At 29.7% G+C, this 17834-nt stretch carries 17 protein-coding genes; 12 read left to right on the top strand and 5 right to left on the bottom strand.

All coding sequences use genetic code 11. From position 1 onward, the window contains the following. Positions 1-83 precede the first annotated feature (83 nt). Positions 84-977, top strand: coding sequence for a TIGR01777 family oxidoreductase (locus BTO07_RS08560; protein ID WP_087520836.1), 894 nt, complete (start codon positions 84-86; stop codon positions 975-977). Positions 978-1032: 55 nt separating this feature from the next. On the opposite strand, the gene BTO07_RS08555 is transcribed toward BTO07_RS08560, so the two are convergent. The 3 genes from BTO07_RS08555 to BTO07_RS08545 form a co-directional block, all read right to left on the bottom strand. Next, complete coding sequence (locus tag BTO07_RS08555) at positions 1033-1644, bottom strand: TonB-dependent receptor plug domain-containing protein (protein WP_157663313.1); 612 nt, start codon at positions 1642-1644, stop codon at positions 1033-1035. A 35-nt stretch (positions 1645-1679) separates the two neighbouring features. Beyond that, on the bottom strand, positions 1680-5123 hold the full coding sequence (locus BTO07_RS08550) for a methylmalonyl-CoA mutase family protein (RefSeq protein ID WP_087520834.1): 3444 nt from the start codon (positions 5121-5123) through the stop codon (positions 1680-1682). A 73-nt stretch (positions 5124-5196) separates the two neighbouring features. Continuing rightward, a complete protein-coding gene (locus tag BTO07_RS08545; protein WP_087520833.1) occupies positions 5197-5520 on the bottom strand; it encodes a hypothetical protein in 324 nt (107 codons plus the stop codon). Positions 5521-5588: 68 nt separating this feature from the next. Here BTO07_RS08545 and BTO07_RS08540 point away from each other — a divergent pair, with 68 nt between their 5' ends. The 5 genes from BTO07_RS08540 (at position 5589) to BTO07_RS08525 (ending at position 11053) form a co-directional block, all read left to right on the top strand. Next, entirely contained in the window at positions 5589-7616 is a 2028-nt protein-coding gene (locus tag BTO07_RS08540; RefSeq protein WP_087520832.1) for a urocanate hydratase, read from the top strand. Between the two features lie 10 nt (positions 7617-7626). Further along, positions 7627-8166: a DUF4136 domain-containing protein gene (locus tag BTO07_RS08535; RefSeq protein WP_087520831.1), complete on the top strand. Its 540-nt coding sequence runs from the start codon at positions 7627-7629 to the stop codon at positions 8164-8166. 205 nt (positions 8167-8371) lie between these two features. Beyond that, the gene (locus BTO07_RS17425; protein ID WP_198342526.1) at positions 8372-8536 is read left to right on the top strand and encodes a DUF5522 domain-containing protein; all 165 of its coding nucleotides are present in this window, start codon (positions 8372-8374) and stop codon (positions 8534-8536) included. Between the two features lie 52 nt (positions 8537-8588). Next, positions 8589-9299 (top strand): DUF4197 domain-containing protein, encoded by a 711-nt coding sequence (locus BTO07_RS08530; protein ID WP_087520830.1) that lies wholly within the window; start codon positions 8589-8591, stop codon positions 9297-9299. Positions 9300-9439: 140 nt separating this feature from the next. Further along, the gene (locus BTO07_RS08525; RefSeq protein ID WP_087520829.1) at positions 9440-11053 is read left to right on the top strand and encodes a family 16 glycosylhydrolase; all 1614 of its coding nucleotides are present in this window, start codon (positions 9440-9442) and stop codon (positions 11051-11053) included. Between the two features lie 183 nt (positions 11054-11236). Here the strand turns inward: BTO07_RS08525 and BTO07_RS08520 are convergent, their stop codons facing one another. Then, positions 11237-12019: an ABC transporter substrate-binding protein gene (locus BTO07_RS08520; protein WP_087520828.1), complete on the bottom strand. Its 783-nt coding sequence runs from the start codon at positions 12017-12019 to the stop codon at positions 11237-11239. A gap of 4 nt (positions 12020-12023) precedes the next feature. After that, a complete protein-coding gene (gene pyrF, locus BTO07_RS08515; RefSeq protein WP_087520827.1) occupies positions 12024-12839 on the bottom strand; it encodes an orotidine-5'-phosphate decarboxylase in 816 nt (271 codons plus the stop codon). Between the two features lie 103 nt (positions 12840-12942). Between pyrF and BTO07_RS08510 the strand changes: the two genes are divergently transcribed. The 6 genes from BTO07_RS08510 (at position 12943) to BTO07_RS08485 (ending at position 17815) form a co-directional block, all read left to right on the top strand. Further along, positions 12943-13443: a TlpA family protein disulfide reductase gene (locus BTO07_RS08510; protein ID WP_087520826.1), complete on the top strand. Its 501-nt coding sequence runs from the start codon at positions 12943-12945 to the stop codon at positions 13441-13443. A 126-nt stretch (positions 13444-13569) separates the two neighbouring features. Further along, entirely contained in the window at positions 13570-14328 is a 759-nt protein-coding gene (gene tpiA / locus BTO07_RS08505) for a triose-phosphate isomerase (RefSeq protein ID WP_087520825.1), read from the top strand. Positions 14329-14410: 82 nt separating this feature from the next. Continuing rightward, positions 14411-15247, top strand: a complete 837-nt coding sequence (gene prmA / locus BTO07_RS08500) for a 50S ribosomal protein L11 methyltransferase (RefSeq protein ID WP_087522584.1) — start codon at positions 14411-14413, stop codon at positions 15245-15247. A 10-nt stretch (positions 15248-15257) separates the two neighbouring features. Next, positions 15258-15533, top strand: coding sequence for an ATP-dependent Clp protease adaptor ClpS (locus BTO07_RS08495; protein ID WP_087520824.1), 276 nt, complete (start codon positions 15258-15260; stop codon positions 15531-15533). Between the two features lie 2 nt (positions 15534-15535). After that, the gene (locus BTO07_RS08490) at positions 15536-15808 is read left to right on the top strand and encodes a hypothetical protein (protein WP_087520823.1); all 273 of its coding nucleotides are present in this window, start codon (positions 15536-15538) and stop codon (positions 15806-15808) included. 162 nt (positions 15809-15970) lie between these two features. After that, on the top strand, positions 15971-17815 hold the full coding sequence (locus tag BTO07_RS08485) for a CotH kinase family protein (protein WP_087520822.1): 1845 nt from the start codon (positions 15971-15973) through the stop codon (positions 17813-17815). Positions 17816-17834 lie beyond the last annotated feature (19 nt).

Genomic DNA, 17834 nt, shown 5'->3' with positions numbered 1-17834 from the left:
TGAATGATACTTTTTATTGTATTCTTTTTAAAAGGAAGAAAAGCAAGTAAAGAGAATAACTTAAAAATAAAATTGTAAATTTTATGAAAATAGTAATAGCTGGTGGAACAGGGTATTTAGGACAAATTTTAACCAAACATTTTGCTAAAGACAAGAATAATTCAATTTATATATTGAGTAGAAAACAGCTTGTAAATAAAGAGAATATTTCTTACTTAAAATGGGATGGAGAAACAGAAGGTTATTGGATAACTTTTTTAGAAGCTACAGATGTATTGATAAATTTAACTGGTAAATCTGTAAACTGTAGATATACAGAAACTAATAAAGAAGTGATTTATAGTAGTAGAATTATTAGCACAAATCTACTTTGTAAAGTAATTCAACAATTAAAGTTTCCGCCAAAAGTATTTATTCAATCTTCATCAGCTACTATTTACAGACATTCAGAAGGTACATTAATGACAGAAAATAAAGGTGAAATTGGTATAGATTTTTCTATGGATGTGTGCAAGAAATGGGAAACAATTTTTAATTCTTTTAATTTACCCAAAACAAGAAAAATAATTACAAGAACTTCTATCGTTATTGGGAATAAAGGAGGAGCTTTTCCTATAATGAAGAGATTAGCTAAATTAGGATTTGGAGGTAAACAAGTTTCAGGAAATCAGTTTATAAGTTTTATAACAGAGGAGGATTATGTGAAAGCTATTGCGTTTTTAATTGATAAAGAAGCAGGGGTTTATAATTTATGTGTTCCAAATCCTATTAGAAATAAAGATTTTCAAAAGAAATTAAGAAAAAAATTAAACTGTTTTATCGGAATTCCAACGCCGAAATTTCTTCTAAATTTAGGAGGAATATTAATAGGAACAGAACCTGAATTAATTTTAAAAAGCAGAAAAGTCTATCCAGAAAAATTATTAGAAAAAGGATTTGAGTTTTCGATTGATAAGTTTGATTTAATTAAAGTTTAAAATAAAAAAGCCACACAATTTGTGTGGCTTTCTCTATTTTTAAATATGAATTGTATTATTTGGTTTTAACAACTATAACACCATTTGCACCTCTAATACCATAAATAGTTGTGTCTGGACCTTTTAAAACAGTTATAGATTTAATGTCATTTGGTATAATTCTTCCAAATACTTCTTGTGATATATTTGTACCATTCAATATAAAAAGAGGCGTCATATTTCCGTTTATAGAATTGTATCCTCTTATTGCAATTATATTATCTGAAGAAACATGTACACCTGGGATTTTTCCTCTTAAATAATCATAAATAGTATTAAATTGACTAGAATTTGATCCTTTTCGTTTTGGATTGGTTGAAACTACATGTGCATCATTTCCTTTCTTTATTTTTAATAAGATGTTTTCTCTTCCCTCATATTTTATTTTTGTTATTCCAATATTAGGGTGAAAAGCACTTATTTCTTTAGGTGCAACTTTAAATTTTGTTTTAAAAATTCCTTTTGAATTTGTCCATACTTTTTGTTTTACATTATCAAAAAGAATGATTGCACCAGCAACAGGTTTATTATTAACGTCTTTAACTCTAATGGTAATTTTCTTTTCTTGAGAATGAATATTAACACTAAAGAATAATACTCCTAATAGAATAACGATATACTTTTTCATAGTCATAATTTTTTTTTAACAAATATAATTGGTTTTTACATATTCCTTCTATATTGTCCACCAACTTTAAACAAAGCTTCTGTAATTTGACCTAAAGAACAAACTTTTGTCGCTTCCATTAACTTATCAAATAAATTTTCATTCTGAATTGCAGCTTCCTGTAAAATTGCAATTTGATTTTCAACTTTCGTTGGATTTGCTTTATTCAACAATTCTTTAGTTTGAATCTGAAATTGTTTTTCTTCTTCAGTTGCACGAATAATTTCCTCTGGTTGCACAGTTGGTGATCCTTTAGAACTTAAAAAAGTATTTACGCCAATAATTGGGAATTCTCCATTATGTTTTAAAGTTTCGTAATACAAACTTTCTTCTTGTATTTTAGAACGTTGATACATGGTTTCCATCGCTCCTAAAACGCCTCCACGTTCTGTAATTCTATCAAATTCTTCTAATACTGCAACTTCTACTAAATCTGTTAATTCTTCAATAATAAAAGCACCTTGTATTGGGTTTTCATTCTTTGTTAATCCTAATTCTTTATTGATAATTAACTGAATCGCCATTGCTCTTCTTACAGATTCTTCAGTTGGAGTTGTAATTGCTTCATCATACGCATTTGTATGTAGAGAATTACAGTTATCATTGATAGCGTACAAGGCTTGAAGCGTAGTTCTAATATCGTTAAAGTCAATTTCCTGAGCATGTAAAGAGCGTCCAGAAGTCTGAATGTGATACTTTAACATTTGTGCTCTCGGATTTGCACCGTATTTATTTTTCATCGCTTTTGCCCAGATTTTACGAGCAACTCTACCAATTACTGAATATTCTGCGTCAATTCCATTAGAAAAGAAAAATGATAAGTTCGGACCAAATTTATTAATATCCATTCCACGAGATAAATAGTACTCAACGTATGTAAAACCGTTAGACAAAGTCAATGCCAATTGTGTAATTGGGTTTGCTCCAGCTTCGGCAATATGATAACCAGAAATAGAAACAGAATAAAAGTTTCTTACTTGTTTTTCGATGAAATACTCTTGTACATCACCCATTAATCTTAATGCAAATTCCGTAGAGAAAATACACGTATTTTGAGCTTGATCTTCTTTTAAAATATCAGCTTGTACAGTTCCTCTAGCTTGCGCTAAAGTGTCTTTTTTTATTTGTTGATAAACGTCTGATGGTAAAACTAAATCTCCAGTTAAACCTAAAAGCATCAAACCTAAACCATTATTTCCTTCTGGTAATTTACCTTGATAAACAGGTCTTTCTAAAGCTTTTAAATCATAAACTTCTATAAAAGTGGCTTCAACTTGTTTTTCTAATTTGTTTTCTAAAATGTATTTCTCACAATTTTGATCAATTGCAGCATTCATAAAAAAACCTAACAACATCGGTGCTGGTCCATTTATGGTCATAGAAACAGAAGTCATTGCGTGACTTAAATCGAAACCAGAATATAATTTTTTAGCATCGTCTAAACAGCAAATAGAAACTCCTGCATTTCCTATTTTTCCATAAATATCGGGTCTTTTACCAGGGTCATTTCCATATAAAGTAACAGAATCGAAAGCTGTAGAAAGGCGTTTTGCGTCCATTCCTAAACTCACATAATGAAACCTGCGATTTGTTCTTTCTGGTCCACCTTCTCCAGCAAACATTCTTGTTGGATCTTCACCTGTTCTTTTAAATGGATACAATCCTGCTGTGTAAGGGAATTCTCCAGGAACATTTTCCTGTAAATTCCAACGTAATAAATCTCCCCAAGCTTGGTATTTTGGTAACGCAATTTTAGGTATTTGAGAATGCGAAAGTGATTCGCTATGTGTTTCTATATTTATTTCTTTATCACGTACTTTAAATGTATAAATGGGGTCTTTATATTTTTGAACCTTGTCTTTCCAGTTTAAGATAACTTCCCAATTGTAAGGGTTTAGGTTCAATTTTACTTTTTCGAATTGAGCAAAAAGTAATTTTAAGAATTCTTTATCTTCTTGTGTGTTTTCAATTGCTAGAATTTCATCTTCATTCAACCCAGTTTTAATAATATCTATAGATGAATTTGTAATCGATTCTATTGTTTGATAAATTCCATATAGTTTTTGAGCAACAATAACTTGTTCATCAACTTTTTTATCATATGCTCTGTTGCTTTCTGCTATTTCAGATAAATAACGAACTCTTGCAGGTGGAATTACAAATATCTTTTCAGACATTTCTTTCGTAATTTCCATTTTCGATTTTAAATCTACACCAGTTTTCTCAACCAACTTATCCATAATACTTTTATACAAAGTATTCATTCCAGGATCGTTAAATTGTGATGCAATTGTACCATAAACAGGTAAATCATCTTGATGAATATGCCACAAATTATTGTTACGCATATATTGTTTTTTTACATCTCTAACTGCGTCTAAAGCACCGCGTTTATCAAACTTATTAATGGCTACTAAATCAGCATAATCTAGCATATCAATTTTTTCTAATTGAGTTGCAGCACCAAATTCTGGAGTCATTACGTATAAAGAAGTATCAGAATGTTCTATAATTTCTGTATCAGATTGTCCGATTCCAGAAGTTTCTAAAATGATTAAATCGAATTCAGCCGCTTTTAAAACTTCAATAGCTTCGTTTACATGTTTAGATAAAGCCAAATTAGATTGACGAGTAGCTAATGAGCGCATATAAACACGTTCATTATTAATTGCATTCATTCTAATTCTATCGCCTAAAAGTGCGCCGCCAGTTTTTCTTTTTGACGGATCAACAGAAATTAAACCAATTGTTTTTTCTGGAAAGTCAATTAAAAAACGACGAACCAATTCATCTACTAAAGATGATTTTCCAGATCCACCAGTTCCAGTTATCCCTAAAACAGGGCAAGAATCATCTTTTGATTTCTCTAAAGGAGAAAATAGTTTGTCAAATTCGGTATGTTGATTTTCTGCAAAAGAAATTAATCTTGCAATTGTATTTATATTTTTTTCTTTTAAAGAATCTGCTACTTTTTTTCCCTTTGGAAGGATTAAGGATGGCGTTTTAAAATCAGAAATTTCAACCAAATCATTAATCATTCCTTGTAAACCAAGCTCACGACCATCATCTGGAGCATAAATTCTTGTAATTCCATAATCCATCAATTCTTTAATCTCTTCAGGAAGAATTACACCGCCTCCACCACCAAAAATCTTAATATGTTCAGCGCCTTTTTCTTTTAATAAATCGAACATATATTTAAAATACTCATTGTGTCCTCCTTGGTAAGAAGTGATTGCAATGGCATTTACATCTTCTTGAATGGCGCAATTGACCACTTCTTCAACACTTCTATCATGACCTAAGTGAATGACTTCAACTCCTGTAGATTGAATAATTCTACGCATAATATTTATGGCAGCATCATGTCCATCAAAAAGAGCAGCAGCAGTTACAATACGTACTTTATGTTCAGGTTTATATGGTGTAGTTTGTTTCATTCGTAATAAATGTTTATTTTTATGCTCGAAATTTACGGAATTCTTAAAAAAATACAACAATTCTTTAAGTTAATTAAAAATATTTTATAAAATCCCAGGTTTTTCTAGTCTTAAAGTAGGATAAATTGTATTCATTTTGATAAGCTTCACGTTCAAAACTTAGATTTTTGTAGGTAAGATAACCATTTTTATAAATAAAAAATTTAATAATCCACTCGAAACCGTAAATAATGTAGAAAAGCAGTACCAATAATTCTCGTTGTTGTCTTAAATGAATTTTTTCATGATTGATAAGAATTTGGTTTTGTTTTAAAGCTTCCTTTTTTAATATAATAAAAGGAAAAAGCGTAATTCCAACAAAACCATTTGGAACGATATGTTTAGAAATAAAAATCATAAATAGTAGTAGAACAAATATTAGTCCAAAATAAATATATTTGTTAATCCACACAAATTAAGTTCGTAATGACATTTAAAGAGCAAATCCAAGAAGGTATTCCTAATATTTTACCAAGTATAAAACAGTATGATTTAAAAATGAATCATGCTCCAAAACGAAAGGATATTTTATCTGCTGATGAAAAAAAGTTAGCCTTAAGAAATGCACTTCGTTATTTTGATAAAAAACAACACGCTGAATTATTACCCGAATTTGCTGAGGAGTTAGAGAGTTATGGTCGAATTTATATGTACAGATTTAGACCAGCATATAAAATGTATGCAAGAGATATTGCTGAATATCCAGGAAAATCTGAACAAGCAAAAGCAATTATGTTAATGATTCAGAATAATTTAGATTATGCTGTTGCACAACATCCTCATGAATTAATAACTTATGGAGGAAACGGAGCTGTTTTTCAGAATTGGGCACAATATTTATTAACGATGAAATATTTATCAGAAATGACAGATAAACAAACGTTAACCATGTATTCTGGTCATCCGATGGGATTATTTCCTTCTAATAAAAATGCACCAAGAGTTGTGGTAACAAACGGAATGGTGATTCCGAATTATTCAAAACCAGATGATTTAGAGAAAATGAATGCTTTAGGAGTTTCTCAATATGGACAAATGACAGCTGGTAGTTATATGTATATTGGTCCACAAGGAATTGTACATGGAACAACAATTACTGTTTTAAACGGATTTAGAAAAATTAAAAAAGCACCAAAAGGAAATTTATTTGTTACCTCGGGTTTAGGAGGCATGTCTGGAGCACAACCAAAAGCAGGAACAATTGCTGGTTGTATTACGGTTTGTGCTGAGGTGAACCCTAAAATTACACAAGTACGTTTAAATCAAGGTTGGATTGATGAAAAAATCACGGATTTAGATGCGTTAGTAGCTAGAGTAAAATTAGCAAAATCAACTAAAGAAACTGTTTCAATCGCTTATTTAGGAAACATTGTTGATGTTTGGGAAAAGTTTGATGCAGAAAATATTCACATAGATTTAGGTTCAGATCAAACATCATTACATAATCCTTGGGCTGGAGGTTATTATCCTGTTGATATTTCTTTTGAGAATGCCAATGTAATGATGGCAGAAAATCCGAAGTTATTTAAAGAAAAAGTACAAGAAACATTAAGAAGACACGCATCAGCAATAAATAAACACACTGTAAAAGGAACTTATTTTTTCGATTATGGAAACGCATTCTTATTAGAAGCGAGTAGAGCTGGAGCAACTGTTTATAAAGATAGCAAAGGTGTTTTCTGTAGCAAGAGTGAGTTAAAATCGGATAGCGAAGCTTTCGCTTATAATAGTTATGTTCAAGATATTATGGGGCCAATGTGTTTCGATTATGGATTTGGACCATTTAGATGGGTTTGTTCATCAGGAAAACCAGAAGATTTAGAAAAAACGGATGCAATTGCTTGTAAAATTTTAGAAAAAATAAAGAAAAATTCTCCAGTTGAAATTCAGCAACAAATGACTGATAATATTCAATGGATAAAAGGAGCTCAAGAAAATAAGTTGGTAGTAGGTTCTCAAGCAAGAATTTTATATGCAGATGCAGAAGGAAGAATTAAAATAGCAAAAGCATTTAATAAAGCCATTAAAAACGGAAAGATTGGAGCTGTAGTTTTAGGAAGAGATCATCATGATGTTTCTGGTACAGATTCGCCTTATAGAGAAACATCTAATATTTATGATGGTTCTAAGTTTACTGCAGATATGGCTATTCAGAACGTAATTGGTGATAGTTTTAGAGGCGCAACTTGGGTTTCAATTCATAATGGAGGAGGTGTTGGCTGGGGAGAAGTTATAAATGGAGGATTTGGCATGCTTCTTGATGGTTCTAAAGCAGCATCAAAGCGTTTAGAATCAATGCTTTTTTGGGATGTGAACAACGGAATTTCAAGAAGAAGTTGGGCAAGGAATAAAGAGGCTATCTTTGCAATTAAAAGAGCAATGAAAGCTAAAAAAGATTTACAAGTTACACTTCCAAACTTAGTTGATGATGCTTTAATAGATTCAATAACTTAAAATAATTATTATGAAAAAAGGTGTCCTTTTATTAATAAGTGTCATTTTATTATCTTCCTGTAACGCTGTAAAAGTTGTTACAGATTATGATTCTAAAGTAGATTTTAATAAATATAAAACGTTTGCTTTTTACAAACCGGAAATTGATAAAGCTAAAATTTCTGATTTAGATAAAAAAAGAATTCTAAGAGCAATTGAAACTGAATTGTTAGCCAAAGGGTTTACAAAATCTACGAATCCTGATATGTTAGTTGGTATTTTTACAAAATCGAGAGAGAAAGTAAATGTAAATCAGAATAATAATTTTGGTTACGGTTTTGGTTGGGGATTTAATCCTTATTGGGGAGGAATGAACAATAACCTTAGTTTGAGCCAATATACAGAGGGAACTTTGTTTATTGATTTTATAGATAAAGAAAAGAAAGAGTTAGTTTGGCAAGGAATTGGTACAGGAGCTTTAAAGCTTCAGAACAGAGCTAAAAAAGAAGAAAGAATTAAGTTGTTTGTGAAAGAAATTATTTCAAGATTTCCTCCAGGGCAAGAAAAATAAAAATTTAAAAAAGCGTTCTTATGAACGCTTTTTTTATGGATTAAAATGATATTTTTGCAACACCTATTTAATTTTGAAACGCGTATTCTAAATTTGAATTATTTTTTGTTCAAATAAAATAATAGAAAATCAAAGCATAGCCTTAGTTAAGGTTTTGTTTTATATTGAAATAGGGACGAAAAATAAATAAATTATAGAGTGTATTATGTATAATAAAAGAATTCCTTTAGAAGAAGGCGATTTCTACTTTAATGAACAAGGTTACAGAGTTTTTACAGAGAAGTACCACCTAAAAAGAGGTCATTGCTGTAAAAGCGGATGTAAACATTGTCCTTATGGATACGATAAAAAAACAGATACTTTTAAATAAATAGTGACTTTCAGTCGGAAATAGTTTCATAAGAATAGATAAATTTATAAAAATGATAAAAAGAATTTTAATATTAGTAATTGCAATTCAATTTACAGGATGTGCAGAATTACAAAATGTAGTTAATCAAGTAACAAAAAGTGGTGCTTTAAGTCAAGAACAAATTGGTAATGGTTTAAGGGAAGCTTTAGATAACGGAATAAAAAATCAGGTTTCAAAACTAACAGCAACAGATGGGTTTTATAAAAATGATTTAGTAAAAATTATGTTGCCAGAAGAATTACAGGCTGTTGATAAAGGTTTACGTCAAATAGGTTTAGGTAATTTGGCTGATGAAGGAATTAAAGTTTTAAACAGGGCTGCTGAAGATGCTGTGAAAACTGCGACTCCAATTTTTGTAAATGCTGTAAAAGACATGACATTTGCTGATGCTAAAAATATTCTTTTAGGAGAGCAAAATGCTGCGACAACTTATTTACAAGATAAAACTACAGATGAATTATATGCAAGTTTTAGCCCAGTGATAAAGAATTCTTTTTCTAAGGTTGGTGCAGATGAGGTTTGGAGCAACTTAATTAGTAAATACAATTCTATTCCTTTTGTAAAAAAGGTAAATCCAGATTTAACAATTTATGTAACAACACAAGCATTAAATGGTGTTTTTACTATGATTGAAGTAGAGGAAAAAGGGATTAGAGAAAAAGCAGGTTTACGTAATACAGCATTATTACAGCAAGTATTTGCGTTGCAAGACAAGAAATAAGAGTTCATCTTTAATGATAAAAAAAGACGCTGTATTTAATAATACAGCGTCTTTTTTATATGTATGGTTTTTGTATGGGGTTTTATTTTGCATATCATTCATTAACATACTTTATTTGAGGAAATATAATTTTAGCCAATATGAAATGCTTTTTTACATTCTTTTTTTTATTTATAAGTATAGTTACAATTGCTCAAACAGTTGAAGATGATTTTGAAGGTAATGGAACTATTTCTACTTGGTTTGGAGATGATTGTATTTTTGAAGCTGGTTATCAAAATCCACATAAAACAGGAATCAATACTTCCGAGAATGTTTTTAAATATGATGATATTGGAGGTTCTTATGCCAATGTTCGTTTTGAAACAAGTATAAATTTCGATTTGTCAACTAACAGAACTTTTAGCCTCAAAATTTATATTTCTTCTTCTGAAATTACAGGAAATGAAACAAATCAAATATCATTAAAACTTCAAGATGGAAGTTTAGGGCAACCTTGGACAACACAATCAGAAATTATTAAACCAGTAATTTTAAATCAATGGCAAACAATTTCGTTTGATTTTGCAAATGATAATTTTATCAACTTAGATTCAACCTCAGAAAATCCAATTAATAGAACTGATTTTAATAGAGTTTTATTACAAGTAAATGGTGAAAATAACACGAGTAATGTAACGGCATATATAGATGATTTTTTATATGATGGAATTCTTTATGAAGAAGATAATAACTCTAGTCCAGACCCTATATTTAATAATTTAGTTTGGTCAGATGAATTTGATGGTAATGGAGCTGTAAACACAGAAAAATGGTTTCATCAAACACAATTACCAAATGGCGGAAGTTGGTATAATGGCGAAATTCAACATTACACAGATAGAGTAGAAAACACTTATAGAAATAATGGTGTTTTAAATATTGAAGCAAAAAAAGAAACATATACAAATCAGGGAGTTACTAAAGGATATACATCTGCAAGATTAAATTCAAAATTTGCTTTTCAATATGGTAGAGTAGAAATAAAAGCAAAATTACCAACTGGCGTTGGAACGTGGCCAGCTATTTGGATGTTGGGGAAAAATATCATAGAACCAGGAGGCTATTGGACAAATACTTACGGAACAAAATCTTGGCCCGCATGTGGAGAAGTAGATATTATGGAACATTGGGGTTCTAATCAGAATTTTGTGCAAAGTGCAATGCATACTCCTTCTAGTTATGGAGGAACTGTAAATCATGGAGGACAAACGATTTCTACTGCCTCAAGCGATTTTCATATATATAGTTTAGATTGGTCTTCAGAAAAAATGGTTTTTAAAGTTGATGGAATTACTCATTATACGTATCATCCTGAAATAAAAAACTCAAATACTTGGCCTTTTGATGCTGAACAGTATTTACTGTTAAATATAGCAATACAACCAGGAATCGCTTCTAGTTTTACTTCAAGTAAAATGGAAATAGATTATATAAGAGTTTATCAAGAATCTACTGCATCTTTTACCAGTTCTAGTTTAGACGAAATAAAAATATATCCAAATCCAATAAATGATAAATTAAGAATAAAAACACCCAACTTATTTATTGGAGCTAAAGCAGTAATATATAGCCTTACAGGAAGTAAAGTAAAATCTTTTTTTATAAATGAAATAAATCAAGATGTAGATTGTTCTGCACTCAAAAAGGGTGTTTATTTTTTAAAGTTAGAAAGTGATGCTAGAGTAGAAACCTTTAGGATACTTAAAAAATAAAAGTTTAAACTTCATCTAAAATTTCGGCCATTTCTTTTTGCAACTCTTCTGCTTTTATCTCAGCTTTAGTAGCAACATTTTCATTGTTTGAGGCATAAATAATTCCTCTTTAAGAGTTATATAGATTACTGTTTAAATATTGAATCGTTTTTTATATAACTTCTTTTCTTTGAAAATTATATTTTAATGGAGTGTTTTAAAGTAATCAAATGCTTTTAATAATCTACTTCCGGTCCAAGAAAACATTTCTCCATCTACAAGAATCGCTTTTGCTTTATGAGTAAATTTTTCTGCTTCTAAAATATGTTCTTCTTTAAAAGGATAAGGTTCAGAAGATAATAAAACCAAGTCTAAATCGATATTTAATTTCATCTTTTCTAAATCAACTTCAGGATAACGTTCTTCATGTTGATAGATGTTGTCAAACTTGTTTAATTGCAATAAATGATTGATGAAAGTCGTGTTTCCAACAGCCATCCAAGGATCTTTCCAAATAAAATAAATTATTTTTTTAGCTTCTTTATTTTTGATGAATTCCTTAAATTTAGTGAGTTTAAAATTAATTTCGGTATTCATTTCTAAAGCTTCCTTTTCTTTAGAAAATAGTATTCCATATTGATTGATCAATTCTAAATTATCATCAATCGTAAAAATATCAGAAACATGCGTAGGTGCTATTGCTTCGCAAATTTCTACAATTTCTTTACTATTTTCTTCTTTGTTGCAAAGAATTATATCAGGATTTAAAGCTTTAATTTTATCAGCATTAATATTTTTTGTTCCACCAACAATTGCTTTGGTTTGTTTTAAGTGTGTAGGACTAATGCAGAATTTTGTAATACCAACAATACAATCTTCTAAACCTAAATCTACTAATAACTCAGTTAAGCTTGGTACAAGAGAAATAATCCTTTTTGGAGTTTCTTTGAACTCTAAAATTCTTCCTATTTGATCTTGTAATTTCATTAAATTATTGATTTAAAATTTCTGACATTTCTTTTTGTAATTCTTCAGCTTTTACAGTAGCTTTAGCAGCAAAATCTTTATTGTTCGAAGCATAAATAATTCCTCTAGAAGAGTTAATTAACAAACCAACATTTTCTGATAAACCATATTTACAAACATCTTGTAAATTACCTCCTTGTGCTCCAACACCAGGAACTAAAAGAAAAGAAGTAGGTACTATTTTTCTAATTTCAGCAAAATATTCAGCTTTTGTAGCGCCAACAACATACATTAAGTTTTCAGAATTTTTCCATCCTTTAGAAGTCTCTAAAACCTCTTTGTATAATTCTCTACCATTCACTTCCTTTGTTTGAAAATCGAAAGCGCCTTCGTTAGAAGTTAAGGCTAACATAATGGTATGTTTGTCTTTAAAAGCTAAAAAAGGTTCTACAGAATCTTTTCCCATATAAGGAGCAACCGTAACAGAATCGAACGCTAAATCTTCAAAAAATGCTTTTGCATACATTGTTGAGGTGTTACCAATATCTCCACGTTTTGCATCTGCAATTGTATAAATTTCAGGGTAATTACTATTTAAATATTGAATTGTTTTCTCTAAAGATTGCCAACCTTTTATACCATAAGCTTCATAAAAAGCAGTATTGGGTTTGTAAGCAACACACAGGTGATGAGTCGCATCAATAATTGCTTTGTTAAAGGCAAAAATAGGATCTTCTTCTTTTAAAAGATGCGATGGGATTTTGTTTAAATCCACATCTAATCCAATGCATAAAAATGATTTTTTCTTTCTAATTTGGGCAATAAGTTGTTGTGTTGTCATTTGTTTTCTAAAAGTTACGCAAAAGTAAGTATTTTTGTTTTTAAATAAAGCGTCTATTTGTAAGTAATAGATATATTATAAGACAAAAAATAAAAACCAATACATGTTTAAAAAAGTATCAATTTTAGTTTTACTATGCATCATTTTGAGTTGTAATTTTGAAACTCCTACTGAGTTTTCAGAAAAAGCTTTAAATGAAAAATTATATAATTTAGAAGATGTTCCTTCAACACTTCATGAAGTAATTAATCAACATAAAGGACAAAAAATTTTAATTGATGTTTGGGCTTCTTGGTGTAGAGATTGTTTAGCAGGAATGCCAAAGGTAAAAGAGCTTCAAAAAGAATTTCCAGAAGTGGTGTTTTTGTTTTTATCTGTTGATGAAAGAGTTGGTTCTTGGAAAAGAGGTGTAAAACGTTATAAAGTGATAGGGGAACATTATAATTTACCAAAAGGAATGAAGAATGGAGATTTGGTAGATTTTTTAAATGTTAGTTGGATTCCTAGATATCTTGTTGTTGATGAAAACGGAAAGATAACACTCTTTAAAGCTACTGATGCTTCAGATAAAGACATTATTACTGCTTTAAAAAAATCTATATAAAACGTTATCGTAACTATTTGAATTTCTCATTGATTTTTGTTTTTCCATTTCTTAAATTTACATCATAAATAAATTGAATAAATAAATAAAAATTAATACAACCTTTTAGGTGATAAAATAACAATTATGAGAACAAAAATAGTAGCTGGTAACTGGAAAATGAATAATGATAAGAGTGAGAGCAAAAAACTTGTCAAAGATTTAAAAAAGGCAATTAAAGATGTAAAATTAAAAAATACTCGTGTAATTGTTGCTCCTACTTTTGTAAACTTATCTGCGTCTTTAAAAGCAGCTAAAAAATCTAAAATAGAAGTTGTAGCTCAAAACATGCATGAAGCTAAAAATGGCGCTTATACAGGTGAGATTTCTGCAGATATGTTAAAAGCAATCGGAATTAAAACTGTTATTTTAGGTCACTCTGAAAGAAGAACTTATTTTAATGAAACTGATGCTTCTTTAGCAGCAAAAGTGGATGCTATTTTAGCAAATGATTTAGAAACTATTTTTTGTTTTGGAGAATTGTTAGAAGATAGAAAATCTGATAATCATTTTGCAGTAGTAGAAAGCCAAATAGCAAATGCATTATTTCATTTAGAAGCAGGTGCTTGGAAAAGTATTATTTTAGCTTACGAACCAGTTTGGGCAATCGGAACAGGTGAAACTGCAAGTGCAGAACAAGCACAAGAAATGCATGCTTTTATTAGAAGTATTGTTGAGAAAAAATACAATAAAGAAGTGGCAGATAATGTTTCTATTTTATACGGAGGAAGTGTAAAACCTGCAAATGCAGAAGAAATTTTTTCTAAGCCAGATGTAGATGGAGGTTTAATTGGTGGAGCTGCTTTAAACGTAGATGACTTTACAGGAATTATTAAAGCTATTTAAGCATCGTATTTAAAGATATTTACAATAAATTTGCATCGAGATTTTAAAAATCTTGATGCATTTTTTTTTTTACGACAAGTTTATGGATAATATTTATATAGAATACAATTTTACAGTAACACCTAAAGAACCAGCAACAGAAATTTTAATTGCAGAATTAGGCAATGTTGGTTTTGAGAGTTTTGTTGAAAACGAAAATGGAGTTACAGGTTACATTCAAAAAGAAGATTGGAGTGCTGATATTCTAGATAGTATTTTTGTTTTAAATTCTGATGAGTTTTCGATTGAATATAATCAAAATGAAGTTGAACAAACAAATTGGAATGCAGAATGGGAGAAGAATTTTACACCTATTCAAGTAGACGATGTTGTTAGTATTCGTGCGCCATTTCATGAGAATCCAAATTTAAAATACGATATTGTAATAGAGCCAAAAATGAGTTTTGGTACAGGTCATCATGAAACGACACACATGATGGTTCAGCATTTATTAAAATTAGATTTAGAAAATAAGAAGGTATTAGATATGGGATGTGGAACTGGAATTTTAGCAATTTTTGCTGAAATGAAAGGTGCAAAACCTACAGATGCTATAGATATTGATAACTGGTGTTATGAAAACTCATTAGAAAACGTAGAAAGAAATAATTGTAAAAATATTTCTGTTTATGAAGGAGATTCATCGCTTTTAATTAATAAAAAGTATGATGTTATTATTGCCAATATCAACAGAAACATTTTGTTGATGGATATGAAAGTGTATGCAAATTGCTTAAATGAAAATGGCGTTTTACTTTTAAGTGGTTTTTATCAAGAAGACATACCTATTATTGATGCAGAAGTATCTAAATATGATTTAAAATTAGAAACTTTTATAGAGAGAAATAATTGGGTTGCATTGAAGTACAATAAGTTGTAATTTTGTGATTATGAGTACAAAAGAAAAAATTCAAGAAGACGTTGATGTCTTAGAGGAAGAAACACATCAACATGAAATAGTATTACATAATGATGATGTTAACACATTTGATCATGTAATAGACGCTTTAATTGATGTTTGTGAGCATACTTTTGAACAAGCAGAACAATGTGCAACTTTAGTTCATTATAAAGGAAAATGTACAGTAAAGTCTGGAGAATATAAATATTTAGAACCAAGATGTTCTAAATTACTACAATTAGGTTTATCTGCAGAATTGATATAATTATGGAAAATGTTTTTAAGTATTATGAGTTTTCAACTTTCTTTTTAGATGCTTCAGAGGCCTTTTCTGGAAGCGAAATTTGCTTTACAGAATTAAATGAAACTCATTTTTTAATTTTCGAAAAGAAGAACGCTACCTATAATTTATATGTTTCTAGATATCAATCTAAAAAAGATATCGGAGTTAAACCACCAGAGATTTTAGAAATATTAGTAGAAAATTACGACAAAAGTATTCCTGCACATCGTATTGCTATTAAGCAGTATTTAGATTAAATAGTGTCTTTTTCTTAAGTGCTTTAATTTGTTTTTTTAAAGAAAGGCGTTTCTATAACGCTAAATAGTCTACAAATTCGTTTTTGTATGGTTTTTGTATTGGTGTAAAATAACACCAAGTCAAACGATTGTAATAGTTTCCCATTTATAAACTATATCGTTATGTTATCTGAGAATCACTACATTTTTAAAGGCGCAATAAAAAAATACTTTCTACTTTTATTTCTTATCATAATTTCTTGTAATAAAGAAGATGTTGTTGTAGCGCCAATTCCTGTAGAAATGATTTCATTTTCATTTTTGTCGGAGTTTAATTCTACAATCACAGAAGATTTAGTATTAACTTTTGATGGAGTTAATACCTTTTCTGGGGCTTTTGATTATTTCTTGGATATAGAAAGTTTAGTAGCAACTTACGAGTCTATTGCAGATAATGTTACTATAAACGATGTATTACAAATAAGTTCTGTTAGTAGTAATAATTTTAAAACAACGTTAGAGTATGTGTTGTCGAATGCTGAAAACACGAGTTCTAAAAGCTATTTTATTGAGGTTTCTTATGTAACAAATCTTCCTATAGAAATGACTTCCTTTTCATTTTTATCAGAATTTAATTCAACTTTAACTCAAGATATAAATTTAACTTTTGATGGAGTAGATACGTATTCAGGTTCAGTTAATTATTTGTGTAATATAGAAGCGTTAGTCGCATCTTTTGAAATTGTTGGAGGTAGCGTTAAAGTTAATGATATAGAACAAACGACAGGTGTAAATGGTAATGATTTTAATAAAGTATTAGCTTATATTGTTTCTAACAATACTACTACAGATTCTAAAACGTACTATATAGAAATTTCCTACTTTACTGGTCTTCCACGAATTTTAATAAACACAAATAATGCAGCTATCGATTCTAAAGAAAATTATGTTGAAGGATCTGTAACTGTAAAAGGAGGTCTTTATTTTGAGGATCTGACTACTCAAGAAATGAAAATTAGGGGTAGAGGAAATTCTACGTGGTTTTTGCATCCTAAAAAACCCTATCAACTAAAATTTGGAGATAAAACACCAATGTTAGGGATGGAAGAAGATAAAAAATGGTTGTTTCTAGCGGAGTATTCTGATAAATCTCTCATGAGAAATAAAATATCTTTAGATTTAGGAGCGATGAGTAATTTAGAGTATACTCCAAAAGCAGAATATGCAGAAGTGTTTTTGAATGATAAATACAACGGAACTTATTTAGTTACCCAAAAAGTAGAAGTTAAAACCAACCGATTGAACCTTCCTGACAATGGTTATTTGATTGAAATTGATCAAGACCATCGAATAGATGTTGATGATGTATTTTTTCAACCAACAATTTTCTCTCAATTTCATTCAACAAATGTGTTTAATATAAAAGAACCTTCTGTAGATTATAATAGTGCAGCGTTTAATTTGATCAAAAATTATATAAACGATTTTGAAGCTGCGTTATTTGGTAATAATTTTAAAGACTCGCAAGTTGGTTATCAGAGGTATATTGATGTATCTAGTTTTATAGATTGGTATTTAATACAAGAAATTGCAAAGACTGTAGATGCTCAATGGTATTCTAGTATTTATTTTAACTATGTTCCAGGAGAAAAAATTAAAATGGGTCCTATTTGGGATTTTGATCTTTCATATGGAAATGTAGATTATGCAGATTCTAGGTATGCTGAAGGTTTTTGGGTAAAAGAAAATCCATGGTACAAACGTTTGTTTGAAGATCCTAATTTTGAAAATCAAGTAAAAGAACGATTCATGTATTTCTATAATAATACAGATGTTATTCTTGATAAAATTGATGCTTATGGTGAGTATTTAGATCGCTCTCAAGTTAAAAACTACGAAACATGGCCAACTTTAGGGGTTTATATATGGCCTAATCCGATTTGGTATAATACGCACTCAGAAGAAGTACATCATTTAAAGGATTGGATAACTACTCGAATGAATTGGTTGCATGGTGAGTTTAATTAATCATGTAGGTGTTCTGTGT

The sequence above is a fragment of the Polaribacter sp. SA4-12 genome (assembly GCF_002163675.1).
Classification (GTDB): Bacteria; Bacteroidota; Bacteroidia; order Flavobacteriales; family Flavobacteriaceae; genus Polaribacter.
The sequence above is the reverse complement of the archived record's forward strand: the minus strand, read 5'-3'. Positions and strand labels throughout refer to the sequence as shown.